Genomic DNA, 19100 nt, shown 5'->3' with positions numbered 1-19100 from the left:
GCCGGGGACTAGCTCACCAGCGAATAGCTGTTGGACAGATCGTCCTGCAGCACGTTGGCGGCCTGCGTGGTGGTGTCGATGCGCAGTTCTTCGGTGAGCACACGCGAGCGATAGGACCAGCCCGTCGGCAGCTTGAGCCGGTCACCGAGCGTGGGTAAATCGGCCCGCGACAGGTTCGGATCGACCACCTGGCTCCACGTTTGCATCACCCACTGCCGGCCGTGCGGGTCCTGCAGTTCATAGATCTCTTCGCCGGCGTAGAACACGAACACCGTGTTCCGGCTCACCTGGTTGACGGTGTAGGGCATCGGGTTCATCGACGACAACAACACGGTGGCCTGTAGCAGCATGTCGATGCCGCCGAACGTCTTGACGATCTGGGGTCCTTGCGGAGTTTTTTCGATGTTGTTCATCAGCCAATACCGCGGGCCATTGAGAAGTGCCGTGGCAGCGCCGTTTTCGGTCGCGATGGCGTGGGCGTCGAGTGCCGACCAGAGTTCGGCCGGACAGTCGTTGAGCGGAAAGCTGTTGTAGACGGTGGCTTGCGGACCCGCTTCGCCGGGGGTGACGAGAAGAACTTCGCCGTAACGTTTCCCGGACAGGTCGACCGCCGCATGGCGCGGCGCGGAATGCGGTTGAGGGGCTGACACCAGGGAGAACCTAATCACCCGGTTCAGCGGCGTCAACACTGGTCAGGCGGCGTGTTCGCCGACGTTGCTGTGGTAGCGGGCACGTGCGGTCAAAGTGGCGCGCGCAGATCATCTGTGGGCGCACGCCGAGTCACCCAGCGGTGTACGCCGCGTTTGTCGACTCAGCGCATAGGCGCGGTGGCCTCGCACTTCTCCGCCCTGGACGCGCATTCAGCGTGTGCAGCGTGAGGGCCGTTCGGGAACCGCGATCTCGCCCCGCCTAGTCTCTAAGGAATGCAACGGATTATCGGGACGGAGGTCGAGTACGGCATCTCCTCGCCGTCGGACCCGACCGCCAACCCGATCCTCACTTCCACACAGGCCGTCCTGGCGTATGCCGCGGCCGCCGGCATCCAGCGTGCGAAGCGGACTCGCTGGGACTACGAGGTGGAGTCGCCGCTGCGCGACGCCCGCGGCTTCGATCTGAGCCGCTCGGCCGGCCCGCCCCCGGTGGTCGACGCCGACGAGGTGGGCGCGGCCAACATGATTCTGACGAACGGTGCCCGGCTCTACGTCGACCACGCGCACCCTGAGTACTCCGCGCCCGAATGCACCGACCCGATGGATGCGGTGATCTGGGACAAGGCCGGTGAGCGTGTGATGGAGGCTGCTGCGCGGCACGTAGCCAGCGTGCCCGGTGCCGCGAAGCTGCAGCTGTACAAGAACAATGTCGACGGCAAGGGCGCGTCCTACGGGTCGCATGAGAACTACCTGATGTCGCGTCAAACGCCGTTCTCGGCGATCATCGCCGGTCTGACCCCGTTTTTGGTCTCGCGGCAGGTGGTCACTGGTTCCGGTCGTGTCGGCATCGGGGCCTCCGGTGACGAGGCTGGCTTCCAGCTGTCGCAGCGTTCGGATTACATCGAGGTCGAGGTCGGGCTGGAGACCACGCTCAAGCGCGGCATCATCAACACCCGCGACGAACCGCACGCCGACGCCGATCGCTACCGTCGACTGCACGTCATCATCGGCGACGCGAACCTCGCCGAGACGTCGACGTACCTGAAGGTGGGTACCACGGCGCTGGCGCTCGATCTGATCGAGGAGGGGGTCGATCTTAGCGATCTGGCGCTGGCGCGCCCCGTGCACGCGGTCCATGCGATTAGCCGAGACCCGTCGCTGCGTCAGACGGTGGCGCTGGCTGACGGCCGCGAACTGACCGGCCTTGCGCTGCAACGGATTTATCTGGACCGAGTGGCGAAACTGGTCGACAGCCGCGACCCCGACCCGCGCGCATCGCACGTCGTGGAGACCTGGGCGCACGTGCTCGACCTGCTGGAGCGTGACCCGACGGAGTGCGCCGAGCTGCTCGATTGGCCGGCCAAGTTGCGGCTGCTGGAAGGTTTCCGGCAGCGCGAGAACCTGAGCTGGTCGGCGCCCCGGCTGCACCTGGTCGACCTGCAATATTCCGATGTGCGGCTGGACAAGGGGCTGTACAACCGCCTGGTGGCGCGCGGATCGATGAAGCGGCTAGTCACCGAGCATCAAGTGCTGGATGCGGTGGACAACCCGCCGACCGACACGCGCGCGTACTTCCGCGGCGAATGCCTGCGCAGGTTCGGCGCCGACATCGCCGCGGCCAGCTGGGACTCGGTGATCTTCGACCTGGGCGGCGACTCGCTGGTCCGAATCCCGACGTTGGAGCCGCTGCGCGGCACCAAAGCGCATGTCGGGGCGTTGCTGGATTCGGTGGACAGCGCGGTGGAGCTCGTGGAACAGCTGACGCGCTGACCGGCTGAAGGCGTGGTTAGACCGACGAAATGTCGGGGCCGACCGGTAGGGTAGAGAAAAGCCAGCGGGCGAATGGACACCCGCCCGAAGGTGTATGACGAGCAGGAGGCGGCGATGGCGCAGGAGCAGACCAAACGCGGCGGTGGCGGTGGCGACGACGACGACGTCACCGGCGCGGCGGCCGCCGGCCAGGAGCGTCGCGAAAAGCTCACCGAGGAGACCGACGATCTGCTCGACGAGATCGACGACGTCCTGGAGGAAAACGCCGAGGACTTCGTGCGGGCATATGTCCAAAAGGGCGGCCAGTGACCTGGCAGTCGCCTGATCGCCTACCCATCAACGCAGCATTTCCCGGATCCTCAGGCGTAGACCTGTCGTCCTTCGCTGACTATTTGCGCCGGCAGGCACCCGAGTTGCTGCCCGCGAGCATCAGCGGCGGACCGGTCGGTGACCAGTTGCCGCACGGCACCACCATCGTTGCGCTGAAGTATCCCGGCGGCGTCCTGATCGCCGGCGACCGCCGCTCGACTCAAGGCAACATGATCGCCGGGCGCGATGTGCGCAAGGTGTACATCACCGATGACTACACCGCCACCGGCATTGCGGGCACCGCGGCGATCGCCGTCGAGTTTGCCCGCCTCTACGCGGTCGAGCTGGAACATTACGAGAAGCTTGAGGGCGTGCCGCTGACGTTTGCCGGCAAGGTCAACCGACTGGCCATCATGGTGCGGGGCAACCTGCCGGCGGCGATGCAGGGGTTGGTGGCCCTTCCACTGCTGGTCGGCTACGACGTTCACGCTGCCGACCAGGAGTCGGCAGGGCGCATCGTCTCGTTCGACGCCGCCGGGGGCTGGAACATCGAGGAAGAGGGCTACCAGTCGGTGGGTTCGGGCTCGATCTTCGCTAAGTCGTCGATCAAGAAGCTCTACTCCCAGGTCACCGACGGTGATTCGGCGTTGCGGGTGGCGGTGGAGGCGCTCTACGACGCCGCCGACGACGACTCCGCGACCGGCGGCCCGGACCTGGTCCGCGGTATCTACCCGACCGCGGTCACCATCGACGCCGACGGTGCGATGGACATCCCGGAACGACGGATCGCTGAACTGGCCCGCGACGTCATCGAAAGTCGTTCGCGCGCTGACACTTTCGGCCCTGACGGTGGTGAGAAGTGAGTTTTCCATATTTCATCTCACCCGAACAGGCGATGCGCGAGCGCAGCGAGCTTGCCCGCAAGGGCATTGCCCGCGGCCGCAGCGTGGTTGCGCTGGCGTATGCGGGCGGCGTGTTGTTCGTCGCGGAGAACCCGTCGCGCACCCTGCAGAAGATCAGTGAAATCTACGACCGCATCGGGTTTGCCGCAGCCGGTAAGTTCAACGAGTTCGACCGGTTGCGCCGCGGGGGGATCCAGGTCGCCGACACGCGCGGCTACGCCTATGACCGCCGCGACGTCACCGCCCGCCAGCTGGCCAATGTGTACGCGGAGGCGTTGGGCACCATCTTCACCGAGCAGGCAAAGCCCTACGAGGTCGAGTTGTGTGTGGCCGAGGTTGCCCACTACGGCGAGACGAAAGCGCCCGAGCTCTACCGGATCACCTATGACGGGTCGATCGCCGACGAGCCGCATTTTGTGGTGATGGGCGGCACCACCGAGCCGATCAGCAACGCGCTCAAGGAGTCTTACACCGAGGCCGCCGACCTGGCCGACGCGCTGAAGATCGCGGTCGACGCGCTGCGGGCAGGAAGCGCCGAGGCGAGCGGTAACGGCCAGCCCAGCGTCGGTATCGCCAGCTTGGAGGTCGCGATCCTCGATGCCAGTCGGCCACGGCGGGCGTTCAAGCGGCTCAACCGGTCGGCACTGGAATCGTTGTTGCAAGAGCCGGAAGAGGGTGGAACCGACGAGCCGCAGGCTCCCGAAACTCCCGAATCCGCCGATTAGCTGTGGAATCAGCAGTCCTCGGGTGCCGGCCCCAGTGATCCCGAACTGATTTACACCGCCTAGTCGGGTGGCCGGGAGGGCTATTTACGGCTGACAAACTTTGCGATTCCCGGCGTCGATACTCTCGCTGCGGAGAGGCCGCAAGATGACACTGGCGCGGCTGCGCACGGACTCGGGAAGCCAGCAAGTACCCTCGATTAGGTGCAGCGACGAATCATGGGCATCGAAACCGAGTTCGGTGTTACCTGCACCTTTCACGGGCATCGTCGACTCAGTCCGGACGAGGTGGCCCGCTACCTTTTCCGCCGAGTCGTGTCGTGGGGTCGCAGCTCCAACGTTTTCCTCCGCAACGGCGCCAGGTTGTACCTCGACGTGGGCAGCCACCCGGAGTACGCCACCGCCGAATGCGACAGCCTGGTGCAACTGGTCACCCACGACCGCGCCGGTGAGTGGGTCCTCGAGGACCTGCTGATCGACGCCGAGCAGCGCCTGGCCGACGAGGGTATCGGCGGCGACATCTACCTGTTCAAGAACAACACCGACTCGGCGGGCAACTCCTACGGCTGCCACGAGAACTACCTGATTGTCCGCGCCGGCGAATTCTCCCGAATCTCCGACGTGCTGCTGCCCTTCCTGGTCACCCGCCAGCTGATCTGCGGTGCAGGCAAGGTGCTGCAGACCCCCAAGGCGGCCACCTTCTGTCTTTCCCAACGCGCCGAACACATTTGGGAAGGCGTCTCAAGCGCGACCACCCGCAGCCGGCCCATCATTAACACTCGTGACGAGCCGCACGCCGACGCCGAGAAGTACCGCCGCCTGCACGTCATCGTCGGCGACTCCAACATGTCCGAGACCACCACCATGCTCAAGGTCGGCACGGCCGCCCTGGTGCTGGAGATGATTGAAGCCGGCGTGGCGTTCCGGGACTTCTCGCTGGACAACCCGATCCGCGCCATCCGCGAGGTCAGCCACGACGCCACCGGCCGGCGCCCGGTTAGGTTGGCGGGCGGCCGTCAGGCCAGCGCGCTGGACATCCAGCGCGAGTACTACAGCCGCGCCGTGGAGCACCTGCAGACTCGCGAGCCCAACGCGCAGATCGAGCAGGTCGTCGACCTATGGGGCCGCCAACTGGACGCCGTCGAAAGCCAGGACTTCGCGAAGGTCGACACCGAGATCGACTGGGTGATCAAGCGCAAGCTGTTCCAGCGCTACCAGGACCGTTACAGCATGGAGCTGTCCGACCCGAAGATCGCGCAGCTCGACTTGGCCTACCACGACATCAAGCGTGGTCGCGGGGTCTTCGATCTGTTGCAGCGCAAGGGTTTGGCGGCTCGGGTGACCACCGACGAGGAGATCGCCGAGGCGGTCGACACGCCCCCGCAGACCACCCGCGCCAGGTTGCGCGGCGAGTTCATCAGCGCGGCTCAGGCCGCCGGTCGTGACTTCACCGTCGACTGGGTGCACCTTAAGCTCAACGACCAGGCGCAGCGCACGGTGTTGTGCAAGGACCCATTCCGGGCCGTCGACGAGCGGGTCAAACGGCTGATCGCGAGCATGTGACCTCGAATCTGTCCCAGCTTCCCCATCAGTAGGACCCGCGCTCGGCGCCAATTCTTTAAGGTGTGAACCCGTGGCGACGTCGAAGATCGAACGGTTGGTGAATCTCGTCATCGCGCTGCTGTCGACGCGCGGCTACATCACCGCCGACAAAATCAGGTCCAGCGTGGCCGGCTACTCCGACAGCCCCACCGCCGAGGCGTTCTCGAGGATGTTCGAACGCGACAAGAATGAGCTGCGTGACCTCGGTATCCCGTTGGAGGTCGGCAGGGTATCGAAACTAGACCCCACCGAGGGCTACCGGATCAATCGCGAGGCCTATGCGCTGCCGCCGGTCGAACTGACTCCGGAGGAGGCGGCCGCGGTGGCCGTCGCTACCCAGCTCTGGGAATCGCCCGAACTCATCACCGCGACCCAGGGCGCCCTGCTCAAGTTGCGTGCCGCCGGTGTGGACGTCGACCCCTTCGAAAACGGTGCACCGGTAGCCATCGCATCCCCGCCGGGCGTACCCGGCCTGCGGGGCTCGGAGGACATTCTCGGAATTCTGTTGGGCGCCATCGAATCTCGACAGGCGGTCCAGTTTCCGCACCGGCCGTCACGCGCCGAGCCGTATACCACCCGGACTGTCGAGCCGTGGGGAGTGATCACCGAAAAGGGCCGCTGGTATCTCGTCGGACATGACCGCGACCGCAGCGCCACTCGCACCTTCCGGCTGTCACGCATCGGCGCCGGTGTAAAGCCCGTCGGTGAGCCCGGAGCGGTCAAGGTGCCCGCCGGAGTCGACCTTTCTGCAATCGTCGCCGCAGCTGTGGCCGAAGCCGAAGCGCCGTCAGGCGCCCGGGCCACGGTTTGGGTTGCCGAGGAGCGCGCCATGGCCCTGCGCCGCGCCGGCCGGTCCCTCGGAGCGCGGCGGCTGACCGGACGCGACGGCGACGTGATCGAGATCGACATCGGGTCCAGCGACCGTTTGGCGCGCGACATCACCGGATACGGCGCCGATGCGATAGTCCTGGAGCCGCAGTCGCTGCGCCACGACGTGCTGGCCCGGCTGCGCGCGGCCGCTGGCATCGCGGAGGCGCCCGCATGACCGAACTATCGAACCGGTTGGTGCGGCTGCTCAACATGGTGCCGTATCTGACCGCCAATCCCCGGATCACCAAATCCGAGGCGGCGGCCAAGCTCGGCGTGTCCGACAAGCAACTCGAAGCCGACCTCAACCAGCTGTGGATGTGCGGCCTACCCGGCTATCTGCCCGGCGACCTCATTGACTTCGAGTTCTCCGGCGACACAGTCCAGGTGACGTTCTCCGCGGGTATCGACCGGCCGCTCAAGCTGACTTCGCCCGAGGCGACCGGCCTGCTGGTGGCGCTGCGCGCCCTGGCAGATATTCCCGGTGTGGTCGACCCGCAGGCTGCTCGCAGCGCTATCGCCAAGATCGCGGCCTCGGCCGGTGCCGGCGCCGTGACGCACGAGCACACCGTGACCGCGGTCGACGATCCGGCGCCGCTGGAGAGCAGTGCGGCCGCCACCGTGCGTGCAGCGGTCCGCGACAAGCACGCGCTGTCCATCGATTACTACGCGGCCTCCCACGACTCGCTCACCACCCGCACCGTCGACCCGATCCGGGTGTTGCTGATTGGCGGTCACAGCTACCTCGAAGCCTGGTCCCGCGAGGCCGACGGGGTTCGGCTGTTCCGGTTCGACCGTATCGTCGAGGCCACCGACCTGCGAGAGCCCGCCACGCCGCCGGCGCCGGTACTAAAGTCACCGCCGGACACGTCGCTGTTCGACGGCGACCCATCGCTACCGGCCGCCACGCTGCGGGTGGCGCCGTCGGCGTCATGGATGTTTGAGTACTACCCGATGCGCGACGCCCGCGAGCTGCCCGACGGCTCCTGCGAGGCGACGATGACCTATGCCTCCGAGGACTGGATGACGCGGCTGTTGCTGGGCTTCGGGGCCGAGGTCACGGTGCTGGCACCCGAATCACTGGCGCAGCGCGTCCGGGGGGCGGCCGAGGCGGCCATCGCCGCGTACCAGGCCGCTGAACTCGACTGATGTCGTTTCCGGTGAGGGCGCGCGACGTACGCGCCGTTCGCTTGTCCCGGGGTCAGGCCCGTACTGCGGTAATATCGGGGCCAACGTCTGGAGGTAATCAAAGTGGGCAGTCTTCAACCGTGGCACTGGCTGATTCTGGCCGTTGTGGTGATCGTGCTGTTCGGTGCCAAGCGGCTCCCCGATGCGGCTCGTTCGTTGGGTAAGTCATTGCGGATCTTCAAGTCCGAGGTGCGCGAGATGCAGAGCGAGAACAAGAGCGAGGCATCGATCGAGTCCCCCACGCCGGTGCAGTCGCAGCGCGTCGAGCCCCCGACGGCCGCCGAGCAGGGCCACACCGAGGCGCGGCCGGCCTAGTCCGGCGCCACTCTGACCGAATCTGGTGAAAGGTTCCAGGGCCTCAGCGCGCGCTTTGGGTCCTCTTAGACGGCTGGACCCGCGTAATCGTCGCAGCCGGGTCAATCCCGATGGGACGATGTCGCTGGTCGATCACCTCACCGAGCTGCGTGCTCGCTTGTTGATCTCTATCGGCGCGATCCTGGTGACGACGACCTTCGGCTTCATTTGGTATTCGCACCCGATTTTCGGGCTAGAGAGCCTGGGTGAGTGGCTGCGGCACCCATACTGTGCGCTGCCACAGTCGGCGCGTGCGAGCATCAGCGCCGACGGTCAGTGCCGCCTGTTGGCCACCGCTCCGTTCGACCAGTTCATGCTGCGGCTCAAGGTGGGTATGACGGCCGGGGTGGTGTTGGCATGCCCGGTGTGGTTCTACGAGCTATGGGCTTTCGTCACGCCCGGCCTATACAAGAAGGAGCGCCGATTCGCGGTCGCCTTCGTGATTCCGGCCGCGATGCTGTTCGTCGCCGGTGCCGCGCTGGCTTACCTGGTGCTGTCCAAGGCGCTGAGCTTCTTGCTGACGGTCGGCAGCGACGTGCAGGTCACCGCACTTTCCGGCGACCGCTACTTCGGCTTCCTGATCAACCTGCTGGTGGTGTTCGGCGTCAGCTTCGAATTCCCGTTGCTGATAGTGATGCTGAACTTCGCCGGCGTGCTGACTTACGAGCGGCTCAAGGCTTGGCGGCGCGGCCTGATCTTCACGATGTTCCTGTTCGCGGCGGTGTTCACACCCGGTTCCGACCCGTTCTCGATGACCGCTCTCGGCTTGGCGCTGACAGTTCTGCTCGAGTTCGCCATCCAGGTTTCGCGGCTGCACGACAAGCGCAAGGCCAAGCGTGAGGCCGCCGCGATTCCCGACGACGAAGCCTCGGTCATCGACCCGCCCTCGCCGATACCGGCGCCGTCGGTGATCGGCGGAACGCATGACGACGTCACCTAGGTTGGTTCTTTTCGCCCGCTTCGCCCGCGCGGCCATCTCGTCCCCCGCGAGCGGGCAACTCTTTCCCCGCGCGCGGTCCACTTTTCTCCGTGCGCGCCCCATTTTTCTCCGCGCGCGGTCCACTTTTCTCCTCGAGCGACCTCTTATGTACCGTCAAACGCCCTTTCGACCGGCATTTCGGGGACGCTCGCGCAGACCAGGACGGGTCGCAGCGTGACCGATTTGCCCGAACTCAGCCGCTTCGCCGCCGAGCTGTCCTTCAAGCTCGACGACTTTCAACGGCGTGCCTGCGCCGCGCTTGAGCAGGGCCACGGCGTGCTGGTCTGCGCACCGACCGGCGCGGGCAAGACGATCGTCGGCGAATTCGCTGTGCACTTGGCGCTGGCCGCCGGCGGCAAGTGCTTCTACACCACGCCCCTGAAAGCGCTCAGCAATCAAAAGCACACCGACTTCACCGCCCGCTACGGCAAAGACAAGATCGGCCTGCTGACGGGCGACCTATCGGTCAACGCCGATGCGCCGGTGGTGGTGATGACCACCGAGGTGCTGCGCAATATGCTCTACGCCGATTCTGCTGCGCTGCAAGGTCTTTCGTATGTTGTGATGGATGAGGTGCATTTCCTGGCCGACCGGATGCGGGGCCCGGTGTGGGAGGAGGTCATCCTGCATCTGCCAGAAGAGGTGCGGCTGGTCAGCCTGTCGGCGACGGTCAGCAACGCTGAGGAGTTCGGCGGCTGGATCCAGACCGTACGCGGCGACACCACGGTGGTGGTCGACGAGCACCGGCCGGTGCCGCTGTGGCAGCACGTCCTGGTCGGCAAGCGACTGTTCGACCTTTTCGACTACCGACGCGAGAACTCCAAAGAAAAGCCGCATGTCAACCCCGACCTGACGCGCCACCTTGCGCATCGGCGCGAGGCCGATCGGATATCGGACTGGCAACCGCGTCGGCGACACCAGGGCCGGCCCGAGCGCCCGCGCTTCTACCGGCCACCCTCGCGGCCGGACGTGATCGCGTCTCTGGACTCGGCGGGACTTCTGCCGGCGATCACGTTCGTGTTCTCCCGGGTCGGCTGCGACGCCGCGGTCCAGCAATGCCTGCGCTCGCCGCTGAAGCTGACCACCGAAGCCGAACGCGCCCAGATCGCCGAGGTCATCGAGCATCGCTGCGGCGACCTGGCTGATGCTGACCTGGCGGTACTGGGCTACTACGAATGGCGCGAAGGGCTGCTGCGCGGACTGGCCGCTCACCACGCCGGGATGCTGCCGGCGTTCCGTCACACCGTCGAGGAACTCTTCACTGCCGGGCTGGTCAAGGCTGTGTTCGCCACCGAAACTCTGGCGTTGGGCATCAATATGCCGGCCCGCACTGTCGTGCTGGAGAAGTTGGTGAAGTTCAACGGCGAGCAGCACGTGCCGTTGACGCCGGGGGAGTACACGCAGTTGACCGGCCGGGCGGGGCGACGTGGCATCGACATCGAGGGCCACGCGGTGGTGCTGTGGACGCCAGACGTCGAACCGTCCGAAGTGGCCGGTCTGGCCTCCACCCGTACTTTCCCGCTGCGCAGTTCTTTCGCGCCGTCGTACAACATGACGATCAACCTGGTCCGTCAGCTGGGACCGGAGCAGGCGCATCGGCTGCTGGAGCAGTCGTTTGCTCAGTATCAGGCGGATCGTTCCGTCGTCGGACTGGTGCGCGGCATCGAACGCGGCAAATCCATGCTCGACGAGATCGCCGCCGAGATCGGCGGACACGACGCTCCGGCACTGGAATACACGCGGATACGCGCGCAGATCACCGAACTCGAGCGCTCGCAGGCCCGTGCCTCCCGACTGCACCGACGCCAGGCGGCCTCCGACGCGCTGGCCGCGCTGCGCCGCGGCGACATCATCACCATCACCCACGGCCGGCGGGGTGGTCTGGCTGTGGTTCTGGAATCCGCCCGCGACCGTGACGACCCGCGGCCACTGGTGCTGACCGAGCACCGCTGGGCCGGGCGGATTTCCTCGGCGGACTATTCGGGCACTACGCCGCTGGTTGGGACGATGACGCTGCCCAAGCGCGTCGAACACCGCCAGCCCAGGGTGCGGCGCGATCTGGCGTCGGCGTTACTGTCGGCGGCCGAGGGTCTGACCATCCCGAAAGCCCGGCGCGATAAGGAGAACGCGCACTACGATCCCGATTTAGCTTCTGCGCGTGAACAATTGCGGCGTCACCCGTTGCACAACTCGCCCGGCGTGGAGGAGCAGGTTCGCCAAGGCGAGCGCTACCTGCGCATCGAACGTGACAACGCGCAGCTGGAACGCAAGGTAGCCGCGGCCACTAACTCGCTGGCGCGCACCTTCGACCGCATTGTCGGGTTGCTGACCGAGCGCGAGTTCATCAGCGGCCCCGCCGAAGATCCGCGCGTCACCGACGACGGCCGACTGTTGGCCCGCATCTACAGCGAGAGCGACCTGTTGGTGGCCGAGTGCCTGCGCACCGGTGCGTGGTCGGGCCTGAAGCCCGCCGAGCTGGCGGCGGTGGTGTCGTCGGTACTCTACGAGGCACGTGGCGCTGATGGTCCGAGCGCGCCGTTGGGCAGCGATGTTCCCACGCCAGCGCTGCGCCAGGCGCTCATGCAGACGGCCCGGTTGTCGACGGCGTTGCGGGCGGACGAACAAACCCATCGGATTGCCCAGAGCCGCGAGCCCGACGACGGCTTCGTGCCGGTGATCTACCGGTGGGCGCGCACCGCAAACCTGGCGGCGGCTCTGGACGCCGCCGAGGCAGTGGGCAGCGGGACGCCGTTGTCGGCGGGCGATTTCGTCCGCTGGTGCCGCCAAGTGCTCGACCTGCTGGACCAGGTGCGCAACGCCGCACCCGACCCTGACGTGCGAGCCGCAGCCAAGCGCGCTATCAATGATGTTCGGCGCGGCGTCGTCGCAGTTGATGCCGGGTAGGCTAGGCCCGAGCTACGGTTATATCCGGAGTGTGATGCGCACCCGATGGCTAATGCGTGGCCAAGACAATCGGACTGAGGAGCAGCGATGAGTGGACCGGACCCCAGGTGGCAGCAGCCAGGCCAGGGTTCCTCGGACCCGACGATGGCCGGGTCGCCCTGGCAGCAGCAGCCGGGTGGCCAGGACGCGACCTGGCACGCGCAGTCATATCCCGCCGCGGAATACCCGGGTTACCAGCAGCAGGCTGAAACCGCGTATCCGCAGTACGCGCAGCCCGGCTACGACCCCAACTCCCAGGCCACCCAGTACGGGGCGGCTCCGCAGTTCGGACAGACGCCACAGTATGGCCAGCCGGCCCAGCAGTACGGTCAGACGCCGCAGTACGGGCAGCCGGGTCAGCCCGGCCAATACGGGCAGCCGGGCCAATACCCGGGACAGGCGACTCCGTATGCCCAACCCGCGACCGACCGCAAGCGTTCCAAAGGGTTCATCTTCGGTGTGGTTGGTGGGATCGCGGCGCTGTTCCTCGTCGTAATCGGGATACTCGGTTTCGTCGTGCCCGGGTTCTTCGTCACCACCGAGCTGGACGTCAGCAAGGCCAACTCCGGTGTTCAGCAGATTCTGACCGACGAAACCAACGGCTACGGTGCGAAGAACGTCAAAGACGTCAAGTGCAACAACGGTTCCAACCCGAAGGTGAAGAAGGGCGGCACCTTCGATTGCACCGTCAGCATCGACGGCGCATCCAAGCACGTCACCGTGACATTTCAGGACGACAAAGGCACCTACGAGGTCGGTCGACCGCAGTAGGGCTAGAGCGCGTCGAGCGCTTTCTGCAGTCGCGAGATCGATGACCCCACGCCGTAACGGCTGGCCAGTTCGGCCGTGCGCTTCGGGTCGGCGGCGTGCAGTGGCAATGCATCGGTCGGTGTCGACAGCGTGACGGGCGCGTCGGTGGCGACCCGCACCACGCTGCCGGCGGCGTCGATGTAGTCGGTGGCGGCGCGCAGTTTGGCCCGCAATCCTTTTGCCATCTTGGATTTGGGGTCGTCGGCGGCGGAAAGGATCTGCTGCAGCGAGCCGTGCTGACCCAGCAGGGCGGCCGCCGTCTTCTCGCCGACACCCGGCACGCCGGGCAGGCCGTCGGAGGGGTCGCCGCGGAGCAGCGCAAGTTCGGCGTAGGCGGGTCCGGCCCGATCCACCGGCACCCCGTACTGTTCGGCCACCTCCTTCGGCCCGAACAGCGACGCCTTTGCCAGCCCGCGGCCCAGGTAGAGCACGCGGACCGGAACGGGATCGTCGGCCACCACCTGCAGCAGGTCGCGGTCGCCGCTGACCACCACCACCGGATCTTCTTTCTCCGCGGCGGCCAGCGTGCCCAGTACGTCGTCGGCCTCGAAACCGGGTGCGCCCGCCATCGGGATTCCGAACGCGCCCAGTAGCTCCATGATCATGTCGACCTGCGGGGACAGTTCGTCGGGCACTTCCTCCACGTCGGGTTCGCCTGGTGGTTCTTCCACAGCAACCCGGTGCGCCTTATACGACGGGATGAGCTCGACGCGGAACTGTGGTCGCCAGTCCAGGTCCAAGCACACCGCCAGCCGGCTCGGTTTCTGCTGGCCGATCACCACTGACATTGAGTCGATGAAGCCGCGAACGGCGTTGACGGGCCGGCCGTCCGGGGCTTTGATCGACGACGGCACCCCGAAGAAGGAGCGAAACCACATACTGGCGCCGTCCAGCAGCACTAGGGGAGCGGGCATGCGGACCATACTGCCAGGCCGTCCGGATAGCCTGGCTGCCATGAACTCCCATCGATTCGATGCCGCCGTCTACGCACAACGGCTGGCCGCTGCCGCCCGGCTGGCCGCCCAGGCTGGTCTGGCCGGTCTGGTGATCACCCCGGGATATGACCTGCGGTATCTGCTGGGCTCGCGCGCAGACACATTTGAGCGACTCACGGCCCTGGTACTCCCTGCGGTCGGCGACCCGACGGTGGTGCTCCCGCGCTTGGAACTCGCATCGCTGAAGGATTCGCCTGCAGTCGAATTGGGCCTGAGTATGCGGGACTGGGTCGACAGTGACAACCCGTATGACCTGGTGGCGGCCGCGTTGGGTGGTGCCCCGGCCGCGGCGGCCGTAGCCGATTCGATGCCGGCGTTGCATCTGCTACCGCTGGCGTCCGCATTGGGTGTGATGCCGGTGCTCGCCACCGACGTGTTGCGCAAGCTGCGAATGCTGAAGGAGGAAGCCGAGATCGACGCGCTACGCAAGGCCGGAGCCGCTATCGACCGGGTACATGCCCGGGTCCCCGAGTTCCTGGTGCCAGGCCGAACCGAGGCCGACGTGGCCGCTGACATCTCCAAAGCCATTGTCACCGAAGGCCATTCGGAGGTCGCATTCGTCATCGTCGGTTCGGGCCCGCATGGCGCCGACCCGCATCACGGATATTCCGACCGCGAGCTGGCGGTGGGTGACATCGTCGTGGTCGATATCGGCGGCACTTATGAGCCGGGGTATCACTCCGACTCGACCCGCACCTACAGCATCGGCGAGCCGAATGCGGAAGTGGTGAGACAGTATTCGATCCTTCAGCGGGCTCAGCAAGCGGCTTTTGACTGTGTCCGTCCCGGGGTGACCGCCGAGCAAGTCGATGCCGCTGCCCGCGAGGTGTTGGCTGAAGCGGGACTTGCCGACTATTTCGTGCACCGTACCGGTCACGGCATCGGGCTAAGCGTGCACGAAGAGCCGTATATCGTGGCCGGCAATTCTCTGCCTTTGGAAGCGGGTATGGCGTTTTCCATCGAGCCGGGCATCTACTTCCCGGGCCAGTGGGGTGCCCGCGTCGAGGACATCGTGGTGGTGACCGACGACGGTGCGATCTCGGTCAACAATCGGCCACACGAACTGATCGTGGTACCGGTGGATTGAGGACGGTCGGCGGTTGGCCGTCCGCGAAATATTCGCCCGGCGAGGAGATGTGGACCGGCAGTTGGCCTTCATTCCTGTTCCGAAAGCTAGATCGCGGACGGTATCACGACGATGTGGCTTCGGCTTCGCAGGCCAGAAACCACGCGAGGTGGTAATTCGCGGTGGACTTCTCGCCCGTTATGAGAGCGTCGAGTGCAGCCAGCAGCTGCCAGTTACCGACATCGTGGCGGTCGACGTGGTCGGGGTAGTCGTCGAGCACCTTGGTGCTGATTGCGTCCAAGTGATCTCGGAGGAGACCGATCTCGGAATCCAGCACGCCGGTGCCTGCGGAGGTCGCTTTAGCCAGTGTGTGGGCCAACCTCGGTAGACCATCGCGCCACCGAGTGGCTTGACTGAGCTGCCAGCCGAATTCGCCTATTTCTGAAGTGAATCGAGGCCGCGGTGACGTTGCAGGTGGGTCGTCCTCCTGCGGTAGTTGGTGGATCGGCGTGTAGCTGGCGGTGACGGTAACGTCGCCGAGCAGAGATTCTAGGGAGCCGCGACGACGGGCGGGTTTCAGCAGTGACACCGCAGCCGGCAGATCAATACGCGGGGGAATCCACCCGCTGGCCAAATCCGTTGTCAGCAAGGTGATCTCGCTAGCGCCGTCTCCAGCGGCCCAGGCGAGACGAGGTTGCTGCCGAGCAACGGCGTTGACCAAGCGTTGCAATCGCGCCCTGGCGGTTGCAGTGGCCGACGCCTCGCCGGCTGCGGCGCCGGCGGCAGTTGCCGCTACAGCGTGCGCGGCGACGGGCGTTCCGGACGGCGATGGCGTGTGGGGCGAGGTCGGTTGCTGGCGCACTACGGCGGGCTGGCCGGTACCGGATTGTCCGGACGCGGGAGTGACGGGCGCCGAAGCTGGGGTGCCCGATACTGGCGGTGGCGGGCTTGGCGGTGCCGGAGGTGTGATGGCTGTCGAAACCGAGGGCCGCAGATCCGCGCCGTACGACGGGAGCGCACCAACGGACTGGGAAGCGACCGCGGGAGCTACAGGTGGTGCCGCGGCGAATATTTGGGGAGTGGGCGGGGGTGCTTCGGTGGCGGGTGCATGATGAACGGGTGTTGGCGAATCGGTCACCGGCACATGCACGTGCGGAGTGGATACGTCCGCCGGGGCCGTTGGCGCGGGGTGTGTGATCTGGGGCTCGGTGGATGTGGTCGCAGCGTGCGGAAGGGCGGTGGCGGCTGCGGAGAAGGGCGCGCCGGACTCGAGCCCTTTGTTGAAGTTTTGGGCTAGTTCGGATGGGCTCACGGATGGGGGTATGGCGGCTTGCGTGAGAAATTCACCAGTTGAGCCGGTGGCCGGGGACATTGAGCTGGGTAGCGACGGATTGGAAGCTGGCGGTATAGGAATGGCTGGTCGAGGCGGGATAGAGGCGGAAGGGTGCGGCCCCAACTGCGCTTGACTAGATCGTGAAGGGGCGGGGGGAGCAAGCGCTCTTGGCTGGTAACCAACTGGTATGCCTGTAGCGGCACCCGGGCCCGGCATGTCTGCTACGTGTTGCGCTGGCGCGGGTGCTTTGTGGCTGTGGGGAATTCCCATGGACGAACCGGGTGAACCAGTGGCTTGTTCGGTGGGAAACGGAACTGGGAGCTCGGGTCCCGTTGTCCCCGGAGAAATTCCCATTGCCGAACCAGGCATAGATAGTAACTCTCTTACTTGATCCTCGACGCTCTGGTCATCACTGCAATGGTGGAACAACTGCCCCACATCGACCTTTTGAGTATGGACGAATTGGCGTGCAGACTGCCCAGTTCCTTCCGAATCCAAGATGGTCTGAATAGCATCAAGTATATTTTCTGAGTATTTTGCTGCGATATGGCTTGCAAGGGTGCGATAGTGCTGCAGAATAGTCAGAATATGCGAGGTTTTTGATCCTTCCGGTTCTTTTGAATTTTCACAATCTTGAATGGCTTTATTACCCTCGTCCGCCAAGTCGGTAAGAGAGCTCCGTAGGCTACTTACGCTATCTTGAGCCGATATGTATGCTCTCTCTTTGGTACTACTCTTGGTGGCGACGGTCTGGGCATGCTCTTCACCGCGACGGAACGAAGAACTAATATCATCGATTGTAAGACCCTGTTGTTCGACTAGCGGGCCCGTTTGAGCAGAATGCAGGGATGAAGCGAAAGTGCTGTATGCGGCCTTGATGCGACCGCGGTTGGCGGCCGCGTGTTGTAGGATAGTAAGGTCATCTGCGCTTGGCCACTGATCGCCAACTAGCAACGCCGACCATTTTCCTGGTGGTATATCGTTCATTTACACAAGTTCTGTATTGTTATCGTTGCGTCGTCACCTGCGCGCAACGATGAGTCTACTTCTGGGCTGCCGTGTCCATTTAAATAATCGATCGAAAGACTCTGAAATACTTCGATAAGCTTTTTTACGGCAGTTGTCAGATCTCGCGGAGTCGCTGGTTGCTCCGAAAGAATGGTTTGCATATACGTACTGCCTCCAATAAGCGCTTGCTGACTCGCAACTGAAACCAAGAGCTGTTGATTCGGATCGGTGCCTTGGTCTCGCGCGAAATTGTTGCGTACTGCTTGATGCGCATTGTTGAACGCAGCGCATACCTTCGCTTTCGCGTCCGCAATCTGCTGCGTCGAATATGTCGGCGGAGCAGGTGGGTGGTACTGCGGTATCGGGCGGAGCCAAGCACCTATGGCGACCCCTATCGCTATAAGGGCAACGCCTAGCGACGCAACCGTCAACCACCGCGACGGTTGGCGGCGCGGAGGCCCAACCGGCGGCCAGGGCGGCTGCGGAGACTGCGGTAGAGGCAGAGTCGACACGCGTGGCATCGTATCGTTCCTCCTCAGATTAGCCAGTCACCCTTTGCTGGTCACCACTCAACTAGCAGCTGAGCGGGATACAGATGGCCAGCACCGGGTTTGCCCCGCCGTGCTGCAAGCGCGTCAACGGTCGGTATCTTCCGCGATGCCTTCGCGCAACTTATCCGGCGTCAAGATCCGCCGGGTCGCCACCGGCTTCCCTTCGATGTGCTTGACCACCGCCGGCTTCGGAGGCGGTGTGGTGATGCGCCCTTGCACCGGCGCTCCGTTCTTCACCGTCGGTCCCACAATGCGTTTGGTGTCGGGCTTGGCCTCACCACCGGAACTGGCGCCCCCGTTTAGGGCACCTGGAGGCATCATCGGCATCGCACCCATCGCGCCGCGCTGGGCGGAGGGCGCGTCATGCGGTGCGGGAGTGACCGGTGAGACGGCTTGCGACGAGGCGGGCACGGTACCGGCCGAGGGAGTCGGAGGCGGCCCGAGGATCGCCGTCGGGGTGGTTCCCTCGACACCGCCGCCGCCCCCGCCGGAAGCTGCCCCGCCGCCACCGGAAAAGCCACTCCCGCCGCCGAATTCACCTTCGTCTGCGAGAAGCTCGCCGGGGGTAATCTCGCCACCTCCAGCGCCGTGCATCATGCCCATGCCCGCTTGCATGGCCTGCTGCCCGGCCTGCGCCAGTTGCTGGGGAATCTGGCTGAAGGGTTGTAGCAACCCTCCGAGTGCTCCGGCAATACCTCCGGCGATGCCGGAGGCCATCTGCGGCATCTGTTGCAGCATCTGCGACATCTCACCTTGGCCGCCGACGCCGGCTAACCGAGCCGCGGCTTGATCTTCGTTGGCCGGGAACTTGGCCAGCGCCTCGTTGGTCTTCGCCTCGCGCTCGGCGTGCCCAGCCTGAGCCTCGCCATTGTCGGTGGCGTCGCCTGCGTTTGCGGCCGCGCCCAACGCTCGAAGCAGTGCGCTGATCTTGGAGGTCCCCGTCGCCAGTTGGTCGGGCGTGATCATGGGTGGCGGTGGGATCCCGAGCAGCTGCGAAAGCTGGTCGAGGATGATCCTCAGTTGGTCGCCGTCGCCACTCATGGAGCACTTC

Annotated in this window: 17 protein-coding genes and 1 pseudogene; 13 read left to right on the top strand and 5 right to left on the bottom strand. The window is 65.3% G+C overall.

Annotated elements, in window-relative coordinates; genetic code table 11:
* Nucleotides 1–8: 8 nt before the first annotated feature.
* Nucleotides 9–650: a hypothetical protein gene (locus H0P51_RS16540; protein WP_425488870.1), complete on the bottom strand. Its 642-nt coding sequence runs from the start codon at nt 648–650 to the stop codon at nt 9–11.
* Nucleotides 651–923: 273 nt separating this feature from the next.
* Here H0P51_RS16540 and dop point away from each other — a divergent pair, with 273 nt between their 5' ends.
* The 11 genes from dop to H0P51_RS16485 all read left to right on the top strand — a co-directional run bounded on the left by dop (nt 924) and on the right by H0P51_RS16485 (nt 13057).
* Nucleotides 924–2420, top strand: a complete 1497-nt coding sequence (dop, locus tag H0P51_RS16535) for a pup deamidase/depupylase (protein WP_180913877.1) — start codon at nt 924–926, stop codon at nt 2418–2420.
* A gap of 114 nt (nt 2421–2534) precedes the next feature.
* On the top strand, nt 2535–2729 hold the full coding sequence (locus H0P51_RS16530; protein WP_180919018.1) for a ubiquitin-like protein Pup: 195 nt from the start codon (nt 2535–2537) through the stop codon (nt 2727–2729).
* A complete protein-coding gene (gene prcB, locus H0P51_RS16525; RefSeq protein WP_180913876.1) occupies nt 2726–3592 on the top strand; it encodes a proteasome subunit beta in 867 nt (288 codons plus the stop codon). Before H0P51_RS16530 ends, prcB begins: the two co-directional genes overlap by 4 nt.
* Nucleotides 3589–4356 (top strand): proteasome subunit alpha, encoded by a 768-nt coding sequence (gene prcA / locus H0P51_RS16520; RefSeq protein WP_180913875.1) that lies wholly within the window; start codon nt 3589–3591, stop codon nt 4354–4356. The genes prcB and prcA overlap by 4 nt, the downstream gene beginning before the upstream one ends.
* A 201-nt stretch (nt 4357–4557) precedes the next feature.
* A complete protein-coding gene (pafA, locus tag H0P51_RS16515; RefSeq protein ID WP_180913874.1) occupies nt 4558–5916 on the top strand; it encodes a Pup--protein ligase in 1359 nt (452 codons plus the stop codon).
* A 70-nt stretch (nt 5917–5986) separates the two neighbouring features.
* Entirely contained in the window at nt 5987–7000 is a 1014-nt protein-coding gene (locus H0P51_RS16510; RefSeq protein ID WP_180913873.1) for a helix-turn-helix transcriptional regulator, read from the top strand.
* A complete protein-coding gene (locus H0P51_RS16505) occupies nt 6997–7971 on the top strand; it encodes a helix-turn-helix transcriptional regulator (RefSeq protein ID WP_180913872.1) in 975 nt (324 codons plus the stop codon). The genes H0P51_RS16510 and H0P51_RS16505 overlap by 4 nt, the downstream gene beginning before the upstream one ends.
* A 102-nt stretch (nt 7972–8073) precedes the next feature.
* On the top strand, nt 8074–8325 hold the full coding sequence (gene tatA, locus H0P51_RS16500) for a Sec-independent protein translocase subunit TatA (RefSeq protein ID WP_180913871.1): 252 nt from the start codon (nt 8074–8076) through the stop codon (nt 8323–8325).
* Nucleotides 8326–8443: 118 nt separating this feature from the next.
* The gene (gene tatC, locus H0P51_RS16495) at nt 8444–9304 is read left to right on the top strand and encodes a twin-arginine translocase subunit TatC (RefSeq protein WP_425488869.1); all 861 of its coding nucleotides are present in this window, start codon (nt 8444–8446) and stop codon (nt 9302–9304) included.
* 213 nt (nt 9305–9517) lie between these two features.
* Nucleotides 9518–12247, top strand: coding sequence for a DEAD/DEAH box helicase (locus tag H0P51_RS16490; RefSeq protein WP_180913869.1), 2730 nt, complete (start codon nt 9518–9520; stop codon nt 12245–12247).
* An 87-nt stretch (nt 12248–12334) separates the two neighbouring features.
* Nucleotides 12335–13057: a DUF4333 domain-containing protein gene (locus H0P51_RS16485; protein ID WP_180913868.1), complete on the top strand. Its 723-nt coding sequence runs from the start codon at nt 12335–12337 to the stop codon at nt 13055–13057.
* A gap of 2 nt (nt 13058–13059) precedes the next feature.
* Here H0P51_RS16485 and H0P51_RS16480 read toward each other — a convergent pair whose 3' ends face one another.
* Nucleotides 13060–14010: a 5'-3' exonuclease gene (locus tag H0P51_RS16480; RefSeq protein WP_180913867.1), complete on the bottom strand. Its 951-nt coding sequence runs from the start codon at nt 14008–14010 to the stop codon at nt 13060–13062.
* A 40-nt stretch (nt 14011–14050) separates the two neighbouring features.
* Between H0P51_RS16480 and H0P51_RS16475 the strand changes: the two genes are divergently transcribed.
* The gene (locus H0P51_RS16475) at nt 14051–15178 is read left to right on the top strand and encodes a M24 family metallopeptidase (protein ID WP_180913866.1); all 1128 of its coding nucleotides are present in this window, start codon (nt 14051–14053) and stop codon (nt 15176–15178) included.
* Nucleotides 15179–15281: 103 nt separating this feature from the next.
* On the opposite strand, the gene H0P51_RS29275 is transcribed toward H0P51_RS16475, so the two are convergent.
* Both H0P51_RS29275 and H0P51_RS29270 read right to left on the bottom strand, forming a co-directional pair.
* The gene (locus tag H0P51_RS29275; RefSeq protein ID WP_246398017.1) at nt 15282–15536 is read right to left on the bottom strand and encodes a DUF5631 domain-containing protein; all 255 of its coding nucleotides are present in this window, start codon (nt 15534–15536) and stop codon (nt 15282–15284) included.
* A gap of 186 nt (nt 15537–15722) precedes the next feature.
* A pseudogene (locus H0P51_RS29270) lies at nt 15723–15878 on the bottom strand (DUF5632 domain-containing protein); the annotation flags it as partial.
* Between H0P51_RS29270 and H0P51_RS16465 the strand changes: the two are divergent.
* Entirely contained in the window at nt 15871–16269 is a 399-nt protein-coding gene (locus H0P51_RS16465) for a hypothetical protein (RefSeq protein ID WP_180913864.1), read from the top strand. The pseudogene H0P51_RS29270 and the gene H0P51_RS16465 overlap by 8 nt on opposite strands.
* 1864 nt (nt 16270–18133) lie before the next feature.
* Here the strand turns inward: H0P51_RS16465 and H0P51_RS16460 are convergent.
* Nucleotides 18134–19090, bottom strand: coding sequence for a hypothetical protein (locus H0P51_RS16460; protein ID WP_246398015.1), 957 nt, complete (start codon nt 19088–19090; stop codon nt 18134–18136).
* Between the last annotated feature and the right edge of the window lie 10 nt (nt 19091–19100).

This window comes from Mycobacterium vicinigordonae (genome assembly GCF_013466425.1).
In the GTDB taxonomy this organism is placed as follows: domain Bacteria; phylum Actinomycetota; class Actinomycetes; order Mycobacteriales; family Mycobacteriaceae; genus Mycobacterium; species Mycobacterium vicinigordonae.
Note: the sequence above shows the minus strand (reverse complement) of the source record. Positions and strands in the feature narration are given on the sequence as shown.

Coding starts and splice junctions, on each gene's coding strand:
- H0P51_RS16475 (WP_180913866.1), top strand. CDS start 14,051: ATGAACTCCCATCGATTCGATGCCGCCGTCTACGCACAACGGCTGGCC.
- tatC (WP_425488869.1), top strand. CDS start 8,444: ATGTCGCTGGTCGATCACCTCACCGAGCTGCGTGCTCGCTTGTTGATC.
- H0P51_RS16485 (WP_180913868.1), top strand. CDS start 12,335: ATGAGTGGACCGGACCCCAGGTGGCAGCAGCCAGGCCAGGGTTCCTCG.
- H0P51_RS16505 (WP_180913872.1), top strand. CDS start 6,997: ATGACCGAACTATCGAACCGGTTGGTGCGGCTGCTCAACATGGTGCCG.
- dop (WP_180913877.1), top strand. CDS start 924: ATGCAACGGATTATCGGGACGGAGGTCGAGTACGGCATCTCCTCGCCG.
- H0P51_RS16480 (WP_180913867.1), bottom strand. CDS start 14,010: ATGCCCGCTCCCCTAGTGCTGCTGGACGGCGCCAGTATGTGGTTTCGC.
- H0P51_RS16530 (WP_180919018.1), top strand. CDS start 2,535: ATGGCGCAGGAGCAGACCAAACGCGGCGGTGGCGGTGGCGACGACGAC.
- H0P51_RS16460 (WP_246398015.1), bottom strand. CDS start 19,090: ATGAGTGGCGACGGCGACCAACTGAGGATCATCCTCGACCAGCTTTCG.